This is a genomic window from Pseudomonas sp. KH_050, assembly GCF_057838875.1.
Genome location: NZ_CM174478.1, coordinates 489,173 through 509,868, shown reverse-complemented (window position 1 = coordinate 509,868; position 20,696 = coordinate 489,173). Strand labels below are relative to the sequence as shown.

Annotated in this window: 20 protein-coding genes and 1 riboswitch; of the genes, 8 read left to right on the top strand and 12 right to left on the bottom strand. The window is 59.7% G+C overall.

Annotated features, from left to right (window positions below; all coding sequences use genetic code 11):
• Positions 1-102 precede the first annotated feature (102 nt).
• Positions 103-507: an acyl-CoA thioesterase gene (locus AC3IUA_RS02330; protein WP_489358924.1), complete on the bottom strand. Its 405-nt coding sequence runs from the start codon at positions 505-507 to the stop codon at positions 103-105.
• A gap of 194 nt (positions 508-701) precedes the next feature.
• A riboswitch (S-adenosyl-L-homocysteine riboswitch) is annotated at positions 702-808 on the top strand.
• Between the two features lie 22 nt (positions 809-830).
• Here AC3IUA_RS02330 and ahcY point away from each other — a divergent pair.
• The 4 genes from ahcY to rhlE2 all read left to right on the top strand — a co-directional run bounded on the left by ahcY (position 831) and on the right by rhlE2 (position 6,353).
• Entirely contained in the window at positions 831-2,240 is a 1,410-nt protein-coding gene (ahcY, locus tag AC3IUA_RS02325; RefSeq protein WP_489358923.1) for an adenosylhomocysteinase, read from the top strand.
• Between the two features lie 126 nt (positions 2,241-2,366).
• On the top strand, positions 2,367-3,212 hold the full coding sequence (metF, locus tag AC3IUA_RS02320) for a methylenetetrahydrofolate reductase [NAD(P)H] (RefSeq protein ID WP_489358922.1): 846 nt from the start codon (positions 2,367-2,369) through the stop codon (positions 3,210-3,212).
• A gap of 224 nt (positions 3,213-3,436) precedes the next feature.
• Complete coding sequence (locus AC3IUA_RS02315; protein WP_489358921.1) at positions 3,437-4,252, top strand: substrate-binding periplasmic protein; 816 nt, start codon at positions 3,437-3,439, stop codon at positions 4,250-4,252.
• 223 nt (positions 4,253-4,475) lie between these two features.
• Positions 4,476-6,353 carry an RNA helicase RhlE2 gene (rhlE2, locus tag AC3IUA_RS02310; RefSeq protein ID WP_489358920.1) on the top strand — a complete coding sequence of 626 codons (1,878 nt, stop codon included), beginning with the start codon at positions 4,476-4,478 and terminating at the stop codon, positions 6,351-6,353.
• A 180-nt stretch (positions 6,354-6,533) separates the two neighbouring features.
• Here rhlE2 and AC3IUA_RS02305 read toward each other — a convergent pair whose 3' ends face one another.
• From AC3IUA_RS02305 to AC3IUA_RS02295, 3 genes are all read right to left on the bottom strand, one after another.
• On the bottom strand, positions 6,534-7,112 hold the full coding sequence (locus AC3IUA_RS02305; RefSeq protein WP_489358919.1) for a YceI family protein: 579 nt from the start codon (positions 7,110-7,112) through the stop codon (positions 6,534-6,536).
• A gap of 32 nt (positions 7,113-7,144) precedes the next feature.
• Entirely contained in the window at positions 7,145-7,696 is a 552-nt protein-coding gene (locus AC3IUA_RS02300) for a cytochrome b (RefSeq protein WP_489358918.1), read from the bottom strand.
• A 237-nt stretch (positions 7,697-7,933) separates the two neighbouring features.
• Positions 7,934-9,805: an FAD-dependent oxidoreductase gene (locus AC3IUA_RS02295; RefSeq protein ID WP_489358917.1), complete on the bottom strand. Its 1,872-nt coding sequence runs from the start codon at positions 9,803-9,805 to the stop codon at positions 7,934-7,936.
• Between the two features lie 223 nt (positions 9,806-10,028).
• On the opposite strand from AC3IUA_RS02295, the gene AC3IUA_RS02290 reads away from it, so the two are divergent.
• Both AC3IUA_RS02290 and AC3IUA_RS02285 read left to right on the top strand, forming a co-directional pair.
• The gene (locus tag AC3IUA_RS02290) at positions 10,029-11,435 is read left to right on the top strand and encodes an adenosylmethionine--8-amino-7-oxononanoate transaminase (protein ID WP_489358916.1); all 1,407 of its coding nucleotides are present in this window, start codon (positions 10,029-10,031) and stop codon (positions 11,433-11,435) included.
• Between the two features lie 73 nt (positions 11,436-11,508).
• A complete protein-coding gene (locus AC3IUA_RS02285; RefSeq protein WP_489358915.1) occupies positions 11,509-12,228 on the top strand; it encodes a 16S rRNA (uracil(1498)-N(3))-methyltransferase in 720 nt (239 codons plus the stop codon).
• Positions 12,229-12,349: 121 nt separating this feature from the next.
• Here the strand turns inward: AC3IUA_RS02285 and AC3IUA_RS02280 are convergent, their stop codons facing one another.
• Genes AC3IUA_RS02280 through AC3IUA_RS02270 form a run of 3 tightly spaced genes read right to left on the bottom strand, consistent with a single transcriptional unit; the run spans position 12,350 to position 14,899 of the window.
• A complete protein-coding gene (locus tag AC3IUA_RS02280) occupies positions 12,350-13,252 on the bottom strand; it encodes a transporter substrate-binding domain-containing protein (protein ID WP_489358914.1) in 903 nt (300 codons plus the stop codon).
• A 28-nt stretch (positions 13,253-13,280) separates the two neighbouring features.
• Positions 13,281-13,631: a RidA family protein gene (locus tag AC3IUA_RS02275; protein ID WP_489358913.1), complete on the bottom strand. Its 351-nt coding sequence runs from the start codon at positions 13,629-13,631 to the stop codon at positions 13,281-13,283.
• A gap of 26 nt (positions 13,632-13,657) precedes the next feature.
• A complete protein-coding gene (locus AC3IUA_RS02270; protein ID WP_489358912.1) occupies positions 13,658-14,899 on the bottom strand; it encodes a D-amino acid dehydrogenase in 1,242 nt (413 codons plus the stop codon).
• A 107-nt stretch (positions 14,900-15,006) separates the two neighbouring features.
• Between AC3IUA_RS02270 and AC3IUA_RS02265 the strand changes: the two genes are divergently transcribed.
• Positions 15,007-15,921, top strand: a complete 915-nt coding sequence (locus AC3IUA_RS02265; protein WP_489358911.1) for a LysR family transcriptional regulator — start codon at positions 15,007-15,009, stop codon at positions 15,919-15,921.
• A 97-nt stretch (positions 15,922-16,018) separates the two neighbouring features.
• Here AC3IUA_RS02265 and trhA read toward each other — a convergent pair whose 3' ends face one another.
• The gene (trhA, locus tag AC3IUA_RS02260) at positions 16,019-16,636 is read right to left on the bottom strand and encodes a PAQR family membrane homeostasis protein TrhA (RefSeq protein ID WP_489358910.1); all 618 of its coding nucleotides are present in this window, start codon (positions 16,634-16,636) and stop codon (positions 16,019-16,021) included.
• Positions 16,637-16,822: 186 nt separating this feature from the next.
• On the opposite strand from trhA, the gene AC3IUA_RS02255 reads away from it, so the two are divergent.
• Positions 16,823-17,737 carry a LysR family transcriptional regulator gene (locus AC3IUA_RS02255; RefSeq protein WP_489358909.1) on the top strand — a complete coding sequence of 305 codons (915 nt, stop codon included), beginning with the start codon at positions 16,823-16,825 and terminating at the stop codon, positions 17,735-17,737.
• Between the two features lie 154 nt (positions 17,738-17,891).
• Here AC3IUA_RS02255 and madM read toward each other — a convergent pair whose 3' ends face one another.
• The 4 genes from madM to AC3IUA_RS02235 form a co-directional block, all read right to left on the bottom strand.
• Positions 17,892-18,656: a malonate transporter subunit MadM gene (gene madM / locus AC3IUA_RS02250; protein ID WP_489358908.1), complete on the bottom strand. Its 765-nt coding sequence runs from the start codon at positions 18,654-18,656 to the stop codon at positions 17,892-17,894.
• Between the two features lies 1 nt (position 18,657).
• Positions 18,658-19,074 (bottom strand): malonate transporter subunit MadL, encoded by a 417-nt coding sequence (madL, locus tag AC3IUA_RS02245; protein ID WP_489358907.1) that lies wholly within the window; start codon positions 19,072-19,074, stop codon positions 18,658-18,660.
• Positions 19,075-19,140: 66 nt separating this feature from the next.
• The gene (gene mdcH / locus AC3IUA_RS02240; RefSeq protein WP_489358906.1) at positions 19,141-20,076 is read right to left on the bottom strand and encodes a malonate decarboxylase subunit epsilon; all 936 of its coding nucleotides are present in this window, start codon (positions 20,074-20,076) and stop codon (positions 19,141-19,143) included.
• Positions 20,073-20,690, bottom strand: coding sequence for a malonate decarboxylase holo-ACP synthase (locus tag AC3IUA_RS02235; protein WP_489362207.1), 618 nt, complete (start codon positions 20,688-20,690; stop codon positions 20,073-20,075). The genes mdcH and AC3IUA_RS02235 overlap by 4 nt, the downstream gene beginning before the upstream one ends.
• Positions 20,691-20,696 lie beyond the last annotated feature (6 nt).

The window sequence follows — 20,696 nt, the reverse complement described above, 5'->3', positions numbered from 1 at the left end:
TTGTGTCAGAAACACCGAGTTCACCGACTTTACGACTGCTACGCAGCCGAGCGGGGGCAAGCCCCCTCGCCACAGAAGCTCCCTCACCACAAGGGACCGCGTTTACGCGTCGATCCCGTCATCCTTGAACTGATCTTTCACATACTTGATCTCGGTCTGGCCATGGGGTGCGGGCAGGCCGTCTTCACCCAGGTTCACAAAAACCATTTTCTCGACTGTGAGGATACTTTTGCGGGTTATCTTGTTGCGTACTTCGCAGGTCAGGGTGATCGAGGTGCGACCGAATTCGGTGGCGGTGATGCCCAGTTCGATGATGTCGCCCTGACGCGAGGCGCTGACGAAGTTGATTTCGGAAATGTACTTGGTGACCACGCGCTGATTGCCCAGCTGGACGATGGCGTAGATTGCCGCTTCTTCATCGATCCAGCGCAACAGACTGCCGCCGAACAGCGTGCCGTTGGGGTTGAGGTCTTCGGGTTTTACCCATTTGCGGGTGTGGAAATTCATGCTCACTCCTGACCGTCTTGCCGATTGATGGGACTGATAATGGCAGACCTCATTCATTAGCTCTATTAAGCAACGCCTATGGTCTCGATTACCGTTCGAACATCGGCCGACAGAAACCCTTGGGAAGTGCCGCGCACACGGCTATAATCGCCTCCGTTTCAAAACGGTGATCTTCAATTCCGTTTTCCCGCCACCTGTCCGAGGGGCGCTGCAGCAGGCTCGACCTGTCAGGCTCGGATGGGGCGTTGTCTGACCAGGATGATCCGGTCAGGCCTTAAACGCACAACGGCGCCCATTCGCATATCTACGAATGGAGGCTCTTCATGAGCGCTGTAATCACGCCTGCAGATTTTAACGACTACAAAGTCGCCGACATGTCCCTGGCTGCCTGGGGTCGTCGCGAAACCATCATCGCCGAATCGGAAATGCCGGCCCTGATGGGTCTGCGTCGCAAGTACGCTGGTGAGCAGCCGCTCAAAGGCGCGAAAATCCTCGGCTGCATCCACATGACCATTCAGACTGCCGTGCTGATCGAAACCCTGGTTGCCCTGGGTGCCGAAGTACGCTGGTCGTCCTGCAACATTTTCTCGACTCAGGACCAGGCCGCTGCCGCTATCGCTGCTGCCGGCATCGCGGTTTTCGCCTGGAAAGGCGAGACTGAAGAAGAGTACGAGTGGTGCCTGGAGCAAACCATCCTCAAAGATGGCCAGCCTTGGGACGCCAACATGGTCCTCGACGACGGTGGCGACCTGACCGAATTGCTGCACAAGAAATACCCGGCGATCCTGGACCGCGTCCACGGCGTTACCGAAGAAACCACCACTGGCGTTCATCGCCTGCTGGACATGCTGGCCAAGGGCGAGCTGAAAATCCCGGCCATCAACGTCAACGACTCGGTGACCAAGAGCAAGAACGACAACAAGTACGGCTGCCGTCACAGCCTGAACGATGCGATCAAGCGCGGCACCGACCACCTGCTGTCCGGCAAACAAGCGCTGGTCATCGGCTACGGCGACGTCGGTAAGGGCTCTTCGCAGTCCCTGCGTCAGGAAGGCATGATCGTTAAAGTCTCCGAAGTCGACCCGATCTGCGCCATGCAGGCCTGCATGGACGGCTTCGAACTGGTTTCGCCGTTCATCGACGGGATCAACGACGGCACCGAAGCGAGCATCGACAAAGCACTGCTGGGCAAGATCGACCTGATCGTGACCACCACCGGCAACGTGAATGTTTGCGACTCGAACATGCTCAAAGCCCTGAAGAAGCGCGCTGTTGTCTGCAACATCGGCCACTTCGACAACGAAATCGACACTGCTTTCATGCGCAAGAACTGGGCATGGGAAGAAGTGAAGCCACAGGTTCACAAGGTTCACCGTACTGGCGCGGGCGATTTCGACCCACAGAACGACGACTACCTGATCCTGCTGGCCGAAGGTCGCTTGGTTAACCTGGGCAACGCCACCGGCCACCCAAGCCGGATCATGGACGGTTCGTTCGCCAACCAGGTTCTGGCGCAGATCTTCCTGTTCGGCCAGAAGTACGCCGACCTGTCGCCAGCCCAGAAAGCCGAGCGCCTGACGGTTGAAGTACTGCCGAAGAAACTCGACGAAGAAGTGGCCCTGGAAATGGTCCGTGGTTTCGGCGGCGTGGTCACTCAACTGACCAAGCAACAGGCTGACTACATCGGCGTAACCGTCGAAGGCCCGTTCAAGCCGCACGCTTACCGTTACTGATCCATACGCGATCCCCTGTGTAGGAGCTGCCGAAGGCTGCGATCTTTTGATCTTTAAAAAATCATAGCTTCGGCAGCCCCTACACGGGGGCAAGCGTCCGGCTTTCGAGTTTCCAAGGATACGACCATGTCCCAAGACCGTCGCTACAGCTTCGAGTTCTTCCCGACCAAGACCGATGCTGGGCATGAAAAGCTCCTCGCCACTGCCCGTCAGCTGGCCAGCTACAATCCCGATTTCTTCTCCTGCACCTATGGCGCAGGCGGCTCCACCCGTGATCGCACGTTGAATACCGTGTTGCAGCTGGAGAGTGAAGTAAAAGTCCCTGCGGCGCCGCATATGTCCTGCGTTGGCGACAGCAAGGACGATCTGCGCGGCCTGTTGAGCCAGTACAAGGATGCGGGCATTACTCGTATCGTTGCCCTGCGCGGTGACCTGCCTTCGGGCATGGGCATGGCCAGCGGTGAAATGCGCCACGCCAATGACCTGGTGAGCTTCATTCGTGAAGAGACCGGCAACCACTTCCACATCGAAGTCGCCGCTTACCCGGAAATGCACCCGCAAGCGCGTAATTTCGAAGAGGATCTGATCAACTTCGTGCGCAAGGCCAACGCTGGCGCCGACAGTGCGATCACCCAGTACTTCTTCAACGCCGACAGCTATTTCTACTTCGTCGAACGCGTGCAGAAGATGGGCGTGAGCATTCCGATCGTGCCGGGCATCATGCCGATCACCAACTACAGCAAACTGGCACGATTCTCCGATGCCTGCGGCGCGGAAATCCCCCGCTGGATCCGCAAGCAGCTGGAAGCCTACGGCGATGACACCCAGAGCATTCAAGCATTCGGTGAGCAGGTTATCACCCAGATGTGCGAACGCTTGCTGCAAGGTGGCGCTCCAGGGCTGCACTTCTACACCCTGAACCAGGCCGAACCTAGCCTCGCTGTGTGGAACAACCTGAAGCTGCCGCGCTGAAGTTGATGAAAGCTATAAGCTGAAAGCTACAAGCAAGATCAAAAGATCGCAGCCTGCGCCAGCTCCTACGCGAAGGTATTCACCGCAAGACTTGCGGTATGCCCAGGCATTCAGGAGCTGTCGCAGGCCGCGATCTTTTGATTTTCGGACCTTCGCCCTATCCTGTGAGCTAGAGCGTGCACCGGTTTCTGGCTATTGCTCAAAACTCGTCGTAATCTCAAGCAATGCCTCTTATCGCCCAGTTGCTGACTGTCCTTCTTTTTTCTTGCCTGAGCATTGCAGCCCGGGGCGAGAAGCTGCGCATTGTCACCGAACCCTGGGCACCTTATGTGTATGAGGAAAATGGCCAGGCTCGAGGTCTGGACTACGAAACCACAGCGATTGTCTTCCAGCGCCTGGGAATCGAAGTGGAGTGGCAGTTTCTGCCCTGGAAGCGTTGCCTTGCGATGCTCGAACAAGGCCAGGCCGACGGCGTCCTGGATATATTCCACAGCAACGAGCGCGAGAGCACACTGCTTTATCCCAGCGAACCGCTGTCGCAAGTGGATTTCGTGATGTTCTACGCCAACGAGCGACCTCACCTATTTCGCACCCTCGAGGACTTGCGCGGGCTGACCGTCGGAACCTCGCCGGGTTACCTGTACAGCCAGGACTTCAGCGAATCGCCCCTGTTCCAGCGCGAACCCGCCCCCAGCCACGAAGCCAATTTCGGCAAACTGGTGCGCGGGAGAATCGACCTGTTGATTACTGATCGCCGGGTTGGCCAGTACTTGCTCAATGAACTGAAGCTACGCGACCAGATCAGCGAAAGCCCGACAGTAATCAGCAGTAATCGCCAATTTCTGGCCTTGCGGCGCAATGCCGGGATGGATTTGCTGGTGCAGCGTTTCGGCGCCGAACTCAAACGCTTCAAGCGGGAACCGGGCTACGCCGCGCTCAGCGCCCGGTATGCCGGCAACGAGACCATTGCAGTCCAGCAAGCAACACCTTCAATCAACCCGGAAAAAACCGTTGAGCAGCAGGAAAGCAGCGCACAGTGATTGCTCTGTTATACTCCGGCCTTCCCGCCAGGCTCACGCCCGGACGCTCGGTCTTGTAAAAGGCATCCCGACACCGCTACAGCGCAGCCCCAGGCCCGCGCGGGCGCTTTCAGACAAGCCTTCAAGCCCAGCAGGACCGGACGGGATTGCGTCCTCTTAAACGCCATTCGCGCCAGGCAAGACTATCCCTTTGGGCCAAGCCCTAACTAAAACAGGATTACTCATGTCCTTTGCTTCCCTCGGTCTCTCCGAGGCTTTAGTCCGCGCCATCGAGGCAGCGGGCTATACCGAGCCTACTCCGGTGCAACAGCGGGCCATTCCCGCCGTGTTGCAAGGTCGCGACTTGATGGTCGCGGCACAGACAGGTACTGGTAAAACCGGCGGCTTCGCCCTTCCGATTCTGGAGCGGTTGTTCCCCAACGGTCACCCGGACAAATCCCAGCGTCATGGCCCGCGCCAACCGCGCGTACTGGTCCTGACCCCGACTCGCGAACTCGCTGCTCAAGTGCACGATAGCTTCAAGGTCTATGCTCGCGACTTGAAATTCGTCAGCGCCTGCATCTTCGGCGGCGTCGGCATGAACCCACAGGTTCAGGCCATGTCCCGTGGCGTTGACGTGCTGGTGGCCTGCCCTGGCCGCTTGCTCGACCTCGCAGGCCAAGGCAGCGTCGACCTGTCCCACGTAGAAATCCTCGTGTTGGACGAAGCCGACCGGATGCTCGACATGGGCTTCGTCCATGACGTGAAAAAAGTCCTGGCCCGTTTGCCGGCCAAGCGTCAGAACCTGCTGTTCTCCGCGACCTTCTCCAACGACATCACTGCCTTGGCCGGGAAGCTGTTGCACAACCCGGAGCGCATCGAAGTCACGCCACCGAACACTACGGTCGAGCGTATCGAGCAACGGGTGTTCCGCCTGGCGGCCAGCCACAAGCGTTCGCTGCTGGCGCACCTGATTACTGCCGGCGCCTGGGAACAGGTCCTGGTCTTCACTCGCACCAAACACGGCGCCAACCGTCTGGCCGAGTACCTGGACAAGCACGGCCTCACCGCCGTCGCCATCCACGGTAACAAGAGCCAGAACGCTCGCACCAAAGCCTTGGCCGACTTCAAGGCCGGTGAAGTGCGGATCCTGGTCGCCACCGATATTGCCGCCCGCGGCCTGGATATCGACCAGTTGCCACACGTGGTCAACTTCGAACTGCCGAACGTCGATGAAGACTACGTGCACCGCATCGGCCGTACCGGCCGTGCCGGTCGTTCGGGCGAGGCGATCTCGCTGGTGGCTCCGGATGAAGAAAAACTGCTGAAAAGCATCGAGCGCATGACCAAGCAGAAAATCGCCGATGGCGACCTGATGGGTTTTGACTCCAGTGCCGTAGAAGCCGAGAAACCTGAAGTTCGTGAACGTCCGGATGTGCGCAACCCGCGCAATACTCCGCGCGGTCCACGTGGTGACGGCCCGAACGGCAGCGGTGGCGGCGGTGGTCGTAAAGACAAAGGCAAGGACAAGGGCGGCAAAGAGAAGCCGGCAGCCGCAGCTCGCTCCGACCGTCCTGCTCGCGAACAGAAGCCGCGTGAAGGCACTCCGGCCCGCGAACAGCGTCAACCGGCTCCACGCGCAGCCGCCGATCGTGCGCCGGACGAGTTTCTTGACGATGACGTCGATAACTTCGGTAACCGCGTCGATTACGTTCCGCAGCAAAAGGCACCTCAGGGCCGTGGCCGTCGTCCAGGCGCTCCGGCACAGGGCGCTGCTGCAGGCGCCGGCACACCGCCGCGCGGCGGTGGCGCGGGTCGTCCAAGCGCTCCACGCAACGGCAGCGGCGCCAGCACTGGCACCCCGCCCGCCAAGCGCAGTGGTCCGCGTAACGGTGCCCCACGTGACGGTCAAGCTCGTCGTGAAGAGCCGCGTAACCGTCGTCCAGCGCGTGACGATCAGCCAGGACGCCAGGAACCTGCGGTTCAAGGTCCGCGCGACAAGCAGCCGAAGATCATGCACAAGGAGTCCAAAAGCGATCGCTTCCCGACACCTGAGCAGCTCGATCAACTGCCAAGCCGTCCACGTGGTGAAAAACCGGCATTGCTGACCCGCAATCGCTGATTTTTCCTGCTAACAAAAACGCCCCTGATCGCAAGATCAGGGGCGTTTTTGTTGGTGTGGGGCACTGCTTCTGTAGGAGCTGGCGAAGCCTGCGATCTTTCCGGCGGACAATGCGTTGTCCGGACGGACGCCAAGATCAAAAGATCGCAGCCTGCGGCAGCTCCTACGGCGGTCTCAACATTATTTCGTTTGAACACCTTCGAACGAGATGTTCAGGTCCAGCGTTTGCGAAGAAGCACCTGGGCCCTTGATACCGAAGTCGTTCAGCTGAACGGTAGTAGTACCGGCAAAACCGGCACGGTAGCCACCCCATGGATCCTTGCCTTCGCCAATGAAGGTAGTCTTGAACACCACCGGTTTGGTCACACCGCGCAGGGTCAGGTCACCGGTCACGTCAGCGGTTTTTTCGCCAGTGGATTTGACACTGGTGGAGACGAACTTGGCTTCCGGGTATTTGCTTACGTCCAGGAAGTCTTTGCTGGCAATGTGCTTGTCACGTTCTGCGTGGTTGGAAAACAGGCTGGCAGTTTTCAGCTCGACAGCAATTTTACTGGCTTCTGGTTTGGCAGCATCGAAGCTGAACGAACCGTCCCAATCCTTGAAAGTGCCGTAGATGAAGCTGTAGCCCAAGTGGTTGATTTTCCATTCGACGAAGGCATGTTGACCTGCCTTGTCGATTTTATAGTCCGCGGCCATTGCCTGACCGGCTGACAACAGTGCAGTACCGATTGCCAGAGCAGCGAGAGTCTTTTTCAACATATTTTTTGTTCCTTTGGAGTCGAGGTTGAACATCAGGCTTTGCGCCCCAGCATTCGCGTAAGGGTCGCGTCACGATCAATAAAGTGGTGTTTCAAGGCAGCCAAGGCATGCACACCGGAAAAGATCACCAGTGCCCAGGCCAGGTAAAAGTGCACCGCACCTGCCACGTCTGCCTGGTCCGGTAACCCGGATATCAATGCAGGGATTTCAAACAGGCCAAACACCGGAATCCCGACACCGTCTGCGGTGGAAATCAGGTAACCGGAAATCATCACAGCGAACAGACTGAGGTAGAGAAAGGCATGGCCGAAACTGGCACCGAGCCGGGTCAAGCGTCCATGGTTGGACGGTGCTGGCGGCGGCGGGCTGATAAAGCGCCACAGCAAACGCAGCAACATGATCGCGAATAACGTCAGGCCGATGCTCTTGTGCAGGTCCGGTGCGTCTTTGCGCCAGGTGTCGTAGTAGTCGAGACCGACCATCCACAAGCCAAGAGCAAACAGACCAAAGACCGCGAGAGCCACGCCCCAGTGCAAAAAAATGCTGACCCAGCCATAGCGGGAGGAAGAGTTACGTAGCTGCATTGCCCAAATCCTGTAAGAACTGCGCCCAAGACTAACGACTTACCTATCGATTTAAAGCGAAAAATTTCGCTTTGAAATATCGAGAAATACGATCAAGAGTCTGAAGCGGGCTGGTTAAGGAAAGATTAACGGGCAGGAAGGACAAGGATGAAGTGCCTCGCCACAGGTTCGGCGCTCGGCTCTGTATCGGGATTGGATCAATAAGAGCGCGGCATGGACGCCGCGCCCTGGAGAGGGTTATTGCACCTTGACGTCAGTGGCGGCTGGAGACTTGGCCGCAATTTTTTTCACCGGTTCCACATTGGCAGGCGCTTTCTTCGCTACCGGCTTGGCCGGGGCCTTTTTGGCTTCGGTTTTCACCACCGGTTTTTTCACCGGCTGAGCTTTGGCCGGGGCTTTTTTCACCGGTTCGGCCTTCGCTGGAAGCAAAGGTTTCGGCGGTTCAAGCGGTGCGGGCGCAACCGGCTCCGGAGTTGGCGCTGGAGCGGCTTGCGGAGCAGGTGCCGCCGGTTTGGCCGGGGCTTTTTCCGAAGCACCAAACATCCGCGAGAAGAAGCCAGGCTTGGAGTCTTGCGCTTTGCTCTCGGTTTTTGCCGGTTCAGATTTCTTGTCGGCCTTTTTATCGGACGAACCACCGAACATATTGGAGAAGAAATTCCCTTGGCTGGCAGTCGCCGCGCCAGCCGCTGCGACTGCAGCCACCGGAAGCACTTTTGCCGGTTCAAAGGATTTGCCTGCCGCCATGTCTTCAACCTGGCCGGCCGCACGCTGACCGGTGCGCAAAGCACCTTCCAGAGTGCCCGGGTACAAGGCATCGGTATGCTCGCCGGCAAAAACTACGCGATGCATCGGACGCTCCCACAGGCGCCAGTACTTGCTGATCTGGCCCGGGCCGAAGGCCAGATAAGCACCGCCAGTCGACGGGTCGGTGCTGTAACGACGGATTTCATAACCGGTAAACGCACCGCGAGCCTGTGGATAAAACGCGTGCAGCCGGATCAGTACCTGATCGGCCATCTGCTTGTCGCCGAACGCCTGCAGGATCCGCGCATTGTCGCCAGACAGGTTGATCACCACATTGGCGCCACCTTTGAGGGCCGGTTCGACCCACAGCATGCCCAGGCCGGTGTTGCTGAAAATCTCACCGGACATCCGTGCCTTGCTTTCCCAGACCGGAGTACTGAACTTCAGCATGATCTGGTCGCGCCAACCGTAGTTGGTGCCCTTGATCGCATTCTGATGCAAAGGATCGAGGGACGGGGTCATCTGGATCTTGCCCAGGGCCCGCAACGGCACCGCCAGCACCACGTAGTCGGCCTGGTAGCCAACGCTACCGACCTTGACCGTGACGCCCTCCTTATCCTGGACAATCGCCGAAACCGGCGAGCTGGTCTTTATTGTCTTCAGTTCCTTGACGAAGGCCTGGGCCAGCACCGGGCTGCCACCGAGCAAACGCGAAGCCCGCAGGTCGCGATCGGCAACGCCACGGTAGACCCGGCTCTGCTGCGCGAAATACAGCAGCGACAAACGCGATGGTTCGTCATAACGGGTGCGAATCTGCTGATTGACCAGCTGCCGCGCAGTGGCTGGCAATTGCAGGCGATCCAGCCAATTGGCAACGTTGATCTGATCAAGCGCGAACAGTGTGCTGTTGGCCGCCGGGTTCAGCGGGTCATCAATCGAGCGCGCCAGATCGTCCAGGGTCGTTTCGTAGCGTTTCAGCGCCTCAGCGGTCGCTGGCTGTTTCACTGCCAGATCGGCGGCGGTGAAGTAGGTGCCGTCGATCAGATAACCGGGAGTACGGACAAACTCCGGCGCGGGTGTAGTGCCCAGCTTGAATGTCTCGACGTACTTGTTCAGGACCGGCTGGGTCTTGCTGTTGCCGATCCATTCACTGGTGGCCATGCCCGAGCGCCCGCCCATGCCCGGCTTGGCTTCCAGCAACGTGACCTGCCAGCCTTTGTTCTGCAACTCGTAAGCTGCGGTCAGGCCCGACAGCCCACCACCGATCACGATCGCCGTCGGTTGTTTGTCTTTTGCCAGCGCCGAGACACTGAACAGCCCTATCATCACCAGCGCACAGGCGCGCAGCCAACTAGCAGCAGACATTTCCGCGACTCCTGAAAAAAACGAGAAAAGTGTCGGTTTATCAAGGCCGACCACTCAAAGGGCCGCGAAGAATACGTCAGGCGTCACACGCCTGCCAGCGGCGTTTACTACCCACTTCAGAGTAGCTGAAACTACACAATGGGTTGTCCCGGCGTCATGCATTGCATAGGCTTGCGCGATTGTATGTCCGCGCATGTCGAGGACCGCCTCGAGGAGAGTGAAAATGGGCCTGAATAATCAGTGGATGCAGCGCGATCTCGCGGTGTTGTGGCATCCCTGCACCCAGATGAAAGATCACGAACAACTGCCACTGATCCCGATCAAGCGCGGCGAAGGCGTGTGGCTGGAAGACTTCGAAGGCAAACGCTATCTCGATGCGGTCAGTTCCTGGTGGGTCAACGTGTTCGGCCACGCCAACCCGCGGATCAATCAGCGCATCAAGGATCAGGTCGACCAGCTTGAGCATGTGATTCTGGCCGGTTTCAGCCATCAGCCGGTGATTGAGTTGTCGGAACGCCTGGTGAAGATGACCCCGGAAGGCCTGACCCGGTGCTTCTACGCCGATAACGGCTCGTCCTGCATCGAAGTCGCGCTGAAAATGAGCTTTCACTACTGGCTCAACCGTGGCCAGCCGAACAAGAAGCGCTTCGTCACCCTGACCAACAGCTACCACGGCGAAACCATGGCCGCGATGTCGGTCGGTGATGTGCCGTTGTTCACCGAGACCTACAAGGCGCTGCTGCTCGACACCATCAAAGTGCCGAGCCCGGACTGCTACCTGCGCCCGGAAGGCATGAGCTGGGAAGAACACTCGCGCAACATGTTCGCCGCCATGGAGCAGACCCTGGCGGAAAACCATGACAGCGTCGCTGCAGTCATCGTCGAGCCGCTGATCCAGGGTGCCGGCGGCATGCGCATGTACCACCCGGTGTACCTGCAACTGCTGCGCGCAGCCTGCGACCGCTATGGTGTGCACCTGATTCATGACGAAATCGCGGTGGGTTTCGGCCGCACCGGGACGATGTTCGCCTGTGAACAGGCCGGCATCCGCCCGGACTTCCTCTGCCTGTCCAAAGCCCTGACCGGCGGTTACCTGCCGCTTGCCGCGTGCGTGACCACCGAGGATGTCTACAGCGCCTTCTACGACGACTATCCGACCCTGCGCGCCTTTCTGCACTCCCACAGTTACACCGGCAATCCGCTGGCCTGTGCGGCGGCGTTGGCGACCCTGGATATCTTCGAACAGGACAACGTGATCGAGAACAACAAGGCCCTCGCCCAGCGAATGGCCACGTCCACTGCGCACCTGGTCGATCACCCGCATGTGTCGGAGGTGCGTCAGACCGGCATGGTGCTGGCCATCGAGATGGTTCAGGACAAGGCCGGCAAGACTGCCTATCCGTGGCAAGAGCGGCGAGGCCTCAAGGTGTTCCAGCATGCGCTGGAGCGTGGCGCATTGCTCAGGCCGTTGGGCAGCGTGGTGTATTTCCTGCCGCCCTATGTAATCACCCCGGAGCAAATCGACTTCCTCGCCGAAGTGGCCAGTGAAGGGATCGACATCGCCACTCGCAGCGACATTCACGTTGCGGTACCGGCGAATTTCCATCCGGATTTTCGTGATCCGGGCTAAGGTCCCCCTCGCCACAAATGAGCGTCAGATCCAACTTATGCGCCACACATCAGATATTCAGTAGAGATCCAGAATGAGACTGTCCCGCTTCTTTATCGACACCCCTTTGAGCCTCGGCGAGCACGAACTGCCGGAAGCCCAGGCGCATTACATCAGCCGTGTGCTGCGCATGACAGAAGGTGACGCGTTGCAGGTGTTCGACGGCTCAGGCTTTGAGTTTCGTGGCAAGTTGCTGGAAGTCGGCAAGAAGCGCGTGGTGGTCCAGCTGGATGAAACCTTCGCCGGGCAGATCGAATCACCGCTGCAGATTCATCTGGGCCAGGGTTTGTCCCGTGGCGAGCGGATGGATTGGGCGATTCAGAAAGCCACCGAGCTGGGCGTTACCGAGATCACTCCGATCTTCAGCGACCGCTGCGAAGTTCGCCTCAAGGATGAACGCGCCGACAAGCGTCTGATGCACTGGCGCCAGGTCGCTATCAGCGCCTGCGAGCAATGTGGGCGTTCGCGGGTGCCGCTGATTCATCCACCGCTGTTGCTGGCCGATTGGCTGAAACAGGCCGAAGCCGAATTGAAGCTGGTGCTGCACCCGGTGGCCGAGCCGCTGGTCAGCCATGCCAAACCGGCGACGCTGGCGTTCCTGATCGGCCCGGAGGGTGGGTTGTCCGACGCTGAAGTCGATCAGGCTCGGGACGCCGGTTTCCAGCCCGCCCGCCTTGGTCCGCGGGTGTTGCGAACCGAGACGGCGCCGGTGGTGGCGTTGGCGGTGGCCCAACAGTTGTGGGGTGATTTTTAACCGCGCTATTGTTGATTTGTGGTGGCTGGGAAAAGATCGCAGCCTGCGGCAGCTCCTACGGATTTGCGTCCGCTCGTTATTGGGTTGAGCCGGTTGGGGCGGCCTGCGATCTATTTGTAGGTTATTGCACCGGATCGCTCACCGGCTTGGCGATGATTGCTTTCAGCTCACTGGTCATCGGGAATTCCAGGTTCAGGCCCTTGGGCGGGATTGGCTGTTCGAACCAGCGTTGATAGATGCCGTTGATTTCACCCGAGCGGTACAGATCCGCCAGCGTTTCATTCACCAAAGCCAGGAACTGCGGATCATCCTTGCGCACCATGCAGCTGTAGATTTCCCGAGACTGCTCTTCCCCTACCACGACCCATTTATGCGGATCGCGGGCTTTGGCGCGCTCGCCATACAACAGTGCATCATCCATATAAAATGCTGCGGCACGGCCAGTTTCCAGCATCTGGAAGGCTTCGCCGTGATCCTTGGCGCTGATCACGAACATGTCGATCTTGTGCTCGACGTTGTAGTTCTTGAGGAAACGTTCGTTGGTAGTGCCGGCGGTGGTCACCACGTTCTTGCCGCGCAAGTCGGCAAAGCGCTTGATGCCGCTGTCTTTGGCGGTCAGTAGCTGGCCTTTGACATAGATAAACCCATAGGAAAACGCCACCTGTTTCTGCCGCTCCGCGGTGACCCCGGTGGAACCACATTCCAGGTCGACAGTACCGTTCTGCACCAGTGGAATGCGCGTCTGCGAGGTCACCAGGTTGTACTTGACCTTGAGCTGCGGCAACTCGAGTTTGTGTTTGATCCGCTCGACGACTTTGCTCGCCAGGTCCACCGAATAGCCCATCGGCTGGCCAGTGTTGTCACCCACATAGGAAAACGGCACCGACGCATCGCGGTAGCCCAGCGTGATGCTTTTGGCATTGGCGATCTTGTTCAGCGCCCCCGCAAGCGGCGCTTCGGTGGCCTGTAGTTGGGTGCTGAGCAGAAGGCTCAGGGTGCAGCCGATCAACGTGATTTTTTGCATTGTTATTCTCCGTTGTGGGTATGGGGGATTAGCGGCGAGTTGCGATGACAGTGATTTCCACGAGGATTTCAGGCCGCGCCAGTTCGGCTTGCACAGTAGTGCGAGTGGGCGCCTGACCGGGGGATAACCAGGCCGACCAGACCTCATTCATCGGGGCGAAATCATTCTGGATGTCTTTCAGGTAAATGGTCGCACTGAGCAGATGATCCTTGTCGCTGCCCGCCTCGTCCAACAGGAGGTCGATCTTTTCCAGCACCTCGCGTGTCTGGCCAGAGATCTCGGGGCTTGCACCCGGGACCTGGCCGGAAAGAAATATCAGGTCGCCGAAGGTCGCGGCAGCGCAGAGTCGGCTGTTGCTGTTGATTCGATTGATGGTCATGGGATTTTCCTTCTGCTGGATAAATGTCAGGCGGCATGGGGCGCGAGGCCCTGCATGTCGATCGAGGTGCTGCGTTGACCTATCATTTCACTGAGCAGCCGGGCGCTGCCACTGGCCAAGGTGAAACCCAGTGCGCCATGACCGAGGTTCAGCCAGAGGTTGCGATAGCCACTGGCGCCGATCAGCGGCACGCCGCTGGGGGTGGCCGGGCGCATGCCGGCCCATTCGATGGCCGCATCGTAGTCCCCGGCATTCGGGAAGGTGGCGCAGGCCTGGCGCTTTATCAACGCCAGGCGTTTCGGATCAACCGCCGGATCGAATCCGACAATGTCCACCATTGCCGCTATCCGCAATTGCTCGCCGATGCGGGCATAAACCATCTTGCGGTCGTAATCGGTGATGCTGATGTCCGGCGCGCGATGCTGCGCGCCAATCGGCACGGTGAGGCTGTATCCCTTGAGCGGATAGAGCGGCACTTGCATACCGGGCAGCGCCAGGGCCGGGCTGCGATGGCCGGCGGCGATCACCAGTTGTTCGACCGGCAAGACTTCGCCACCCAATTCGATGGCCTGCACCGCACCGTTGCCATGACGGATGCCCGTCACCGTACGGCCCAGCAGAAACTCGCAGCGACCGGAAGCCTTCAACCTCGCCGCCAGTTGCTGGCAGAAAGCGTGACAGTCGCCAACCTCTTCGTCGGGGGTATAGATCGCGCCGACAAAGGGCGAGTCGGCCAGTGTGGGTTCCAGCTGTGCGCAGTCGGCCTGAGACAAAACTTGCTGGTGACGGGTATCGGCCAGGTTGTGCCGGGCATGGGCAAAACTGCCCGACTGGCGGAAGGTCACCAATTTGCCGTTGCGCCGCCAGTTGAACCCGTCGAGGTGATCTTCTTCGCGCCAGCATTGCAGCGTGCTCTGGCTCAACAAGGCCAGGCGCAACAGATGCCCGGCGTTCCTGCGGTTCACTGAGGTGCGGCACGCGCCCAGGAACGACGCCATCCAGCGCCATTGTGCCGGGTCGAAACGCGGGCGCAGCTTTAACGGCGAATCACCGCGCAACATCCAGCCGATCGCCTGCAAGGGCACACCGGCATCCGCCAGCGGCGCGACGTAGCGATAAGACAGTTGGCCGCCATTGGCGAAACTGGTTTCGCTGCCCAGCGAGTCACGAGCCTCGACCAGGGTCACGTCAAAGCCGTCGCGAACCAGCGCGTAGGCCGTTGCCAACCCGATTACGCCACCCCCGATGATGCAAACCCGCTGAGCCATGTCAGTCCTTAGCCACTATTGAATCGAGCTTCAGATTAGGACCAGGTGACAGGCGCGGAACAATGAATAAAGATGCGCTAACCATAAACAAAGGTTATGGACTTGCCATGCGATTGCGACATATCGAGATCTTTCAGGCCATCCGCCAGACCGGCTCGGTCAGCGGCGCGGCGCAACTGCTGCATGTCTCACAGCCGGCGGTGACCAAGGTCCTGCAGCACGCCGAGCTGCAATTGGGCTTCCCGTTGTTCCTGCGGGTCCGCGGCAAACTGCAAGCCACACCCGAGGCGCTGGAGCTGGAGCGCGAGGTCGACAAGGTCACCGAAAGCCTGCAAGGCGTACGGCGCCTGGCCCAGAGCCTGCGCCGCGACCCGGGCCACAGCTTGCGTATCGGCGCCACACCGGCGCTGGCCCTGTCTCTGCTGCCACCGGCGATCAGCGAATGGACCCGGCGTTACCCGGACCTCGTCTGCGAGCTGTCCAGCGCCCACAGCCGCGAATTGGTGCAAAATTTGTTGATGCGCGAGATCGATGTCGCCCTCAGCCTGCAGCAACCGGATCATCCAGGGCTCAAAGCCCAGGCTTTGGCGCACGGCGTGTTGGTGGTATTGGCACCCATCGATTACTGGGCCGAGGAGAGCAAGGGCAAGCCATTGCCGTTGATGGAGCTGGCGGATGCGCCATTGATTGGCTTATCCAGTGCCGACCCGTTGTCGGCGAAACTGGACAGCTACCTGAAAGCCGTCGAACCGCCGCCACGGGTCAGCATTGCCGTGCAGACTTATTCACTGGCCAGGGCCATGGTCGAATCCGGCGCCGGGCTGGCGGTGATCGACCCGTTCACCGCCCTCGGCGCCTCGCCCGCCACCACCGCCATTCGCCCGCTGGCTCCGGCGCTGCCGATCAGTCTGTACGCCGTGACCCGCGCCAATGAACCACCGCCGCACACCCTGAGCAATCTGCTGGAGATTTTCAGCAGCCGGGCTCAGGAGCAGTTGGATCGGTTGATGGATAAGGGGTGATCGCGGTGCCTGCTACAAGATCGCAGCCTTCGGCAGCTCCTACGGATCGGATTGACACGCGGATACCGAAAAAGATCGCAGGCTGCGATCTTTTCTCTCACAACACATAAAACAGGATCGCCACAAAATGCAGCAAACTGCCGGCGATGACGAACAAATGCCAGATCCCATGGGCATGACGCAAGCGACTGTCGAGGGCGAAGAAAATAATACCCACGGTGTACAACACCCCACCTGACGCCAGCCAGGCAAAACCGGCAGTGCCCAGCGCCGCCAGCAACGGTTTGACCGCCACCAGCACGATCCAGCCCATCACCGCGTAGATCACAATCGAAAGAATCCGCGCCTCGGAGCGCGGCTTGATCTCCTGCAGGATGCCGATAATCGCCAGCCCCCAGACAATTCCGAACAGCGTCCAGCCCCACGGGCCGCGTAACGTGACCAGGCAGAACGGCGTGTAACTCCCGGCGATCAACAGGTAGATCGAAAAATGGTCGACCTTTTGCATGATGGTTTTCTTGCGCCCTTGCACGCTGTGATACACCGTCGAGGCGCTGTACAGCACCAGCAAGGTGAAACCATAAATTGCCACGCTGACAATCTTCCAGGGGCTGCCGTCCAGACTGGCAATCACCAGTAACCAGACCGCCCCGATACACGCCGCGACCGCGCCCACCAGATGCGTCCAGGCGTTGAATCTCTCCCCGTGATACATGCGTCACTCCCCTCGAGACTCGTTACAACATCGTATACGCACATTCCTCGTAGGAGCTGCCGCAGGCTGCGATCTTTTGATCTTAAGGCGCCAGGAAGATCGCTAAAAGATCGCAGCCTGCGGCAGCTCCTACAAAAGCGCGAACCAGTTGGGCACAATCAACGTATTCGAATAAGAGTCCGCGCCATGCTGATTGATGAAGAGTTGACCCTGAAAAAACTCGAGGTGTTCCTGGCCTTCATGCGCACCGGCAATCTGGCGCGGGCGGCGGTTGAGTTGCAGACCAGCAACGTCAGCGTGCATCGGGCCATCCACTCCCTGGAAAGCGCCTTGCGTTGCCCGCTGTTCAAACACGAAGGGCGCAACCTGACGCCGCTGGAAAGCGCCTATGTGCTGGAAGAGCGCGCACAGAAGCTGATTCAGGACGTGGTTGAAACGGTGCGCTTGACCCGAGAAGCCGCGGGGTTCTCCGCAGAACGTTTCAAACTGGGCTCGTTGTATTCGCTGACAGTGAAGACCGTGCCGCAATTGATCATGGGTCTGAAGATCCGCCGCAGCGAGCTGAATATCGACTTGATTCTCGGCTCGAATATCGACCTGCTGTACAAGCTCAAGAACATGGAAGTCGACGCGATCCTGGTGTCTCTCGACGACAGCATGAACGACCCGGACTGCGAGCAGATTCCGCTGTTCTGCGACGATATCTTTCTCGCCACGCCGGCCGATTCACCGTTCGCACAACAAACGGAAGTCGACCTGAGCGATGTGCGCAATGAGACCTTCATCACCCTGACCCAAGGCTTCGCCACTCATCAGGACGGTAATCGGGTGTTCAAGCAGGCAGGCTTCGAGCCGAAGGTGGCGATGCAGGTCAACGACATCTTCACCCTACTGAGTATGGTCAGCTCCGGGGTCGGTTATGCCTTGCTGCCGGGGCGGATTGCGGCGGTGTATGAGAACCGGGTGAAGCTGATTCCGTTGCAGGCACGTTATCGCCTGCAACAGCAGATCGGCGTGGTGTTCCTCAAGGCCAAGGAGCGCGATCCGAATTTATTGGCGCTGTTGGCGGAATGTCGGATGTATGCCAATCGGCAGAGTTAAACCAAGCCCCCTGTGGCGAGGGAGCTTGCTCGCGCTGGGTCGCGAAGCGGCCCTAAATTCAGCAATTGCAGTTCATCAGGTAGAACGCATCTGCCGGACTCACGACTGCTGCACAGCCGAGCGGGAGCAAGCTCCCTCGCCACAATGGAGTGCCCTACCCCACTATCCCCCGCACAATGAAATACAGCAGCGAAGGCCCAAGCAGACACCCCAGCCCGGTATGGAAGGTCGCCGTCAGCGCGCCATAGGGCACCAACCGTCGATCCGTCGCCGCCAGTCCCGCCGTCACACCGCTGACGGTGCCGGCCAGGCCGCCGAAGACCATCGCCGAGCGCGGGTTATCCAGCCCCATCCAGCGAGCTGCCATTGGCGTTGCGACCATCACCAGAATCGCCTTGATCAGACCCGTGGCAATCGACAGTGCCACCACATCGGAACTCGCACCAATCGCCGCACCGGTCACCGGGCCGACAATGTAAGTCACCGCACCGGCACCGATGGTGGTCATGCTCACCGCATCGCGATAACCCAATACCCAGGCAATACTCGCACCGACAATAAACGGCAGCACCGTGCCCAGCACTAGCGCGATGGCCCCGATCATTCCGGCTTTGCGCGCTTCAGTGGCCTGCACCTCGAACGCCGTGGCGACGATCGCGAAGTCTCGCAGCATGGCGCCGCCCATCAAACCGATGCCGGAAAACAGCGCCAGATCCGCCAGGCCTTTTTGTCCGCCGGTAATGGTCCCGCCGACCCAGGCCAGCACCAGCCCGATGACGATGGCAATTGCCGAACCGTGGATCCTCCCGAAAGTCAGGCGCCTGGACAGCACCACCGAGACCCACATGATCACCCCGACAAACGCGAACGCCGTGACCAGACCGTTATGTTCCAGACCTTTTTCAATGAGATCCCACATATCAGCGCCCCCCTGCGGTAACGGCAGGTGACGCAATAGCGTCCGGTTCATCCGGCAGGGGTTCACCTTTGTGAGTCCGGCTGATCAAGGCAATGGTGAATCCGCAAATCACCACTGAGCCGATTGCCGCCAGCACCGCCACCGGGCCGCCGTGGAGCGCGGTCACCACGTTTTGTTGCGCGGCCATGGCCACCACCACCGGAATGTACATGGCACCCCAGAAGCCGACACCCAACTCGCACTCCTTGGTCATGCCGCCCTGGCGGTGCATCCACAACCGCGCAAAGATCAACAGGATCATGGCGATACCCACACCGCCGACGTTCGACTTCACTCCCAGCAATACACCCAGCATGTCACCCAGAATCACCCCTGCCAGCGTACAGATCGCCAACAGCGCCACGCCATAAATAATCATTGTTGTAGTCCTCAAAGTGAATCGTCGAAGTTGTTGTTTTTGTCCTTCGAAAGCCTGAGCCGGAGTCTAAGGTTGGCGGCTTCCCTCCTCACGCAACAGCGCTTGCAGGGTGTCCAGACGCGCGCCGTCGAAAGCGATGGCCGTGCCTTGTTCGAACACCCGGCGCGCCAGCCCGGTGAGCACCGCTCCCGGCGGCAGTTCAATCTGCAGCCGCACACCACGCTCGTAAGCGCTTTGTACGGTGCCGCGCCAGTCGACAACCCGGCACATGTTGAAAGCCAGATCGTCGCGCAGCTGCTCGACCGTACGAATCGGACGGGCGCGACTGCCGCTTAAATAGCCCAGCGTTGGAACCTGCAGGGGCACTTTGGCAAAGGCTTGCGCCAGGACCGCGGCCGGTTGTTCCAGCAACGGACAATGAGACGGCACGCTGACCGCCAGCCGCTTGGCCAGACCGGCACCATAATCGCGAGCCCGCTCGGCAACCGCGTTCATCGCCCCGTCGCTACCGGCGATGACAACCTGGTTATCGGCGTTGATATTGGCCAGATAGACCGGTGTCTGCGGGCGATGAACCTGCGCCAGCAACGCCTCCACCGTCGCCAGATCCAGACCGACAATCGCGGTCATGCCATAGCCCTGTGGATAAGCCTGCTGCATCAACTCACCGCGCAGGCTGACCAGACGCAACGCATCGCTGAACGTCAACGCACCGGCCACCACCGCCGCCGGATAGGCACCGATCGACAGCCCGGCCGCGTAATCCGCTGCTGGCGCTTGCTGCAACAGCAAGCGCGAACCCGCGACCCCGGCGACCAACAGACACAGCTGAACCGCACGGGTCGAGGTCAGCGCCAGCGTTGAGTCCAACTGCAAAACATCCTCGCCCAGCACTTCGCTCGCCTCTTTCAAGCAAGCTTCAACCTCTGCGTTTTGCGGCAGACGATGAAGCATGCCCGGCTGCTGCGCACCCTGGCCCGGGAACACCAACAGGCTGCTCACGCTGCCTGCTCCAATGCCTGCCACGGATCCAGCACCAACCGCGCGCCGCTGGCACTTTTGAGCAACACCCGTGGAGCTGAACCGGCCCATTCGCGCAAGGCGACGGCACCGTAAGGTGTTTGCAGTTGCAGATCCACCGGGCAAACGGTGGAGTCCAGAAGCATGAGCAACTCCAGTGCCTGAACACGATTCAACGGTTGCGGGGTCCGCAGGATCAAGTCGAGATCGCTGTGCTGATGCAAGGCCGAGAAGCCGCTGGCCAACTCGAACCCGGCACTGCCGCTGACACCCCAGCTCAAGCCGCCGGCATCGAGCAATGGACGCAGTTGTGCCAAAGCCTGCAGCGCCGGCCAGTCTCGATCCGTCTCGACATGACACAGCTCCTCCGGCCGCACTCGCCGCTGGATTGCCGCGACGGCCATCAATGTGGCGTAACGCTGCTCACGCAAATGCCCGCGCACGCCGACAGCGATCTGCCCGGCCGCCGTCAACGCTCGTCGCACCACAACCGGCTGACCTGCGCTCATAGCCGCAACGGCCCAGGCCGGTGCATCGGCAGGCAACTGTTCTGGAGTCAGCCCCCAGAGCAGGTCATGGGCAAGTATCCCGGTCATCTCGGT